Source organism: Streptomyces sp. NPDC097617, assembly GCF_044761485.1.
Taxonomy (GTDB): domain Bacteria; phylum Actinomycetota; class Actinomycetes; order Streptomycetales; family Streptomycetaceae; genus Streptomyces.
Map to the genome: position 1 here is coordinate 1 of NZ_JBIWCL010000078.1, position 1705 is coordinate 1705.

1 protein-coding gene is annotated in these 1705 nt (G+C 69.5%); it reads left to right on the top strand.

Going from position 1 to position 1705, the window contains the following annotated elements; translation table 11 throughout:
* Positions 1-271: 271 nt before the first annotated feature.
* Positions 272-1705, top strand: a 1434-nt coding sequence (locus ACIQZO_RS40465) for an IS5 family transposase (protein ID WP_403636425.1), incomplete at its 3' end; no start/stop codon positions are given.

The window sequence follows — 1705 nt, forward strand, 5'->3', positions numbered from 1 at the left end:
TTGAGTGCGTTGTGGCTAACCGAATCTTGTTCGAGTGGCAGCGGGTGATCGTCTGGACGGAGGTTCGGGTGCGGTCGCGGGCATGAGAGAACGGGCCCCTTGGTAGTGACGCGGTTACGACACCCAGCACGACCAAGGAAGCCCGTTGCCTGATCAGTTGAGCAGTACCACTGCGGCTGCGTCCACCGTGGTCACCCCTGGGTGTGACTGCTACGTGCACCGGTTCGGTTCGATCGCTCCGGGGCAGCGGGCAGGCTGCTATCCGAGTGACATGACGGATGCGGAGTGGGCCGAGGTCCGCTCCGCGATGCCGGTGCCGGCCTGGCTCCTGAAGCGGGGCGGACGCCCGGAGGAGTACTGCCACCGCGAGATATTCGACGCTGTGCGCTACCTCGTCGACAACGGCGTGAAGTGGATGGCCCTGCCCGTCGACTTCCCGTACTGGCGGGCGGTCTACGACTTCTTCCGCCGCTGGCGGGCCTGCGACTACGTGCGTGAACTGCACGAACGCCTGCGCCGCACGGCCAGGGAACGCTCAGGCCGAGGCGCCGAGCCCAGCGCGGGAGTCATCGACAGTCAGTCGGTGGACGCCTCCGAGACCGTCGGCGAGGACAGCCGCGGATACGACGGCGGCACATCACGCGACGGGCGCAAGCGTCACATCCTGACCGACACCGAGGGCCTGCTCCTGGAGGTCACCGTGACCACGGCCGACGTGCACGACTCCAAGGCCGCCCCCTCGCTGCTGGAGACATTCATGGACCAGCCGGGCCGGCTGCTGAAACTGGTGTGGGTCGACAGCGCCTACCAAGGCCCCGCACTGGCTAAGGCGTTCGCCGCTCACGGGGTGCGCGTCGAGGTCGTACGTCGCTCCGACGGGCAACGCGGATTCGTCGTACTGGCCCGCAGAGGGGTCGTGGAGCGCACGCTGAGCTGGCTGTCGCGCTCACGCCGCCTCAACCGCGACCATGAACGACGCCCCGACCACCACGCCCAGATGGTGTGGTGGGCCGCTGTGATCAGGCTGTCCCGGCGCCTGGCCGGGGACGCTCCGCGCTGGCCGGAGAAGCGTCCCGGCCGACTGCTCCGGGCGCGGCGTGAACCGTCCGGCCTTCGCCCGCACCAGCCAGCCCCGCTTCTCCAGCACGTAGGCCCGGTGCCGGATCTTCTCCACCTCGTTCTTGATCTCCGCCTCGCGGCCCACCGCCCGCGTCAGCTCCACCCCGTTCACCGGCCCCGCAGCGGCCACCACCGCGGCGAACACCTCCCGATACAGGCCGCTGAGCACCCCCTCACCCAGGCCCGTCCCCCACACCGGCGGCCGCTCGCCAGGCCCCGCGCCGGAGCCACCCGATCCCACGGCCGCAGCCATCCCACCACCAGACGACACGAAAACCGGCGCATTCACCGGGCTCTCCTCGGCCAGCACCGACACGAGCTCCTCACGCCCCACCCGGGCCCGCTCGACACGCTCCCGCGCGGCATCCACCTCGACCTGAGCCTGCTCCAGGACTTCGGTCCAGGACTCCAGATCCTGCCTCGCCCGCGCCTCACGCCGCTCCATCAACCCCAGCACCGACGGCATCGCATCCTCCTCGATCCACAACAAGCCGTCCGCTGCCTGCCCCCACCCCGTCGCGATCATGCTCCGCACACGAAGGAGTCCCGGTTCGTCGAACAGGGACTCCCTTTGCCACAACGCACT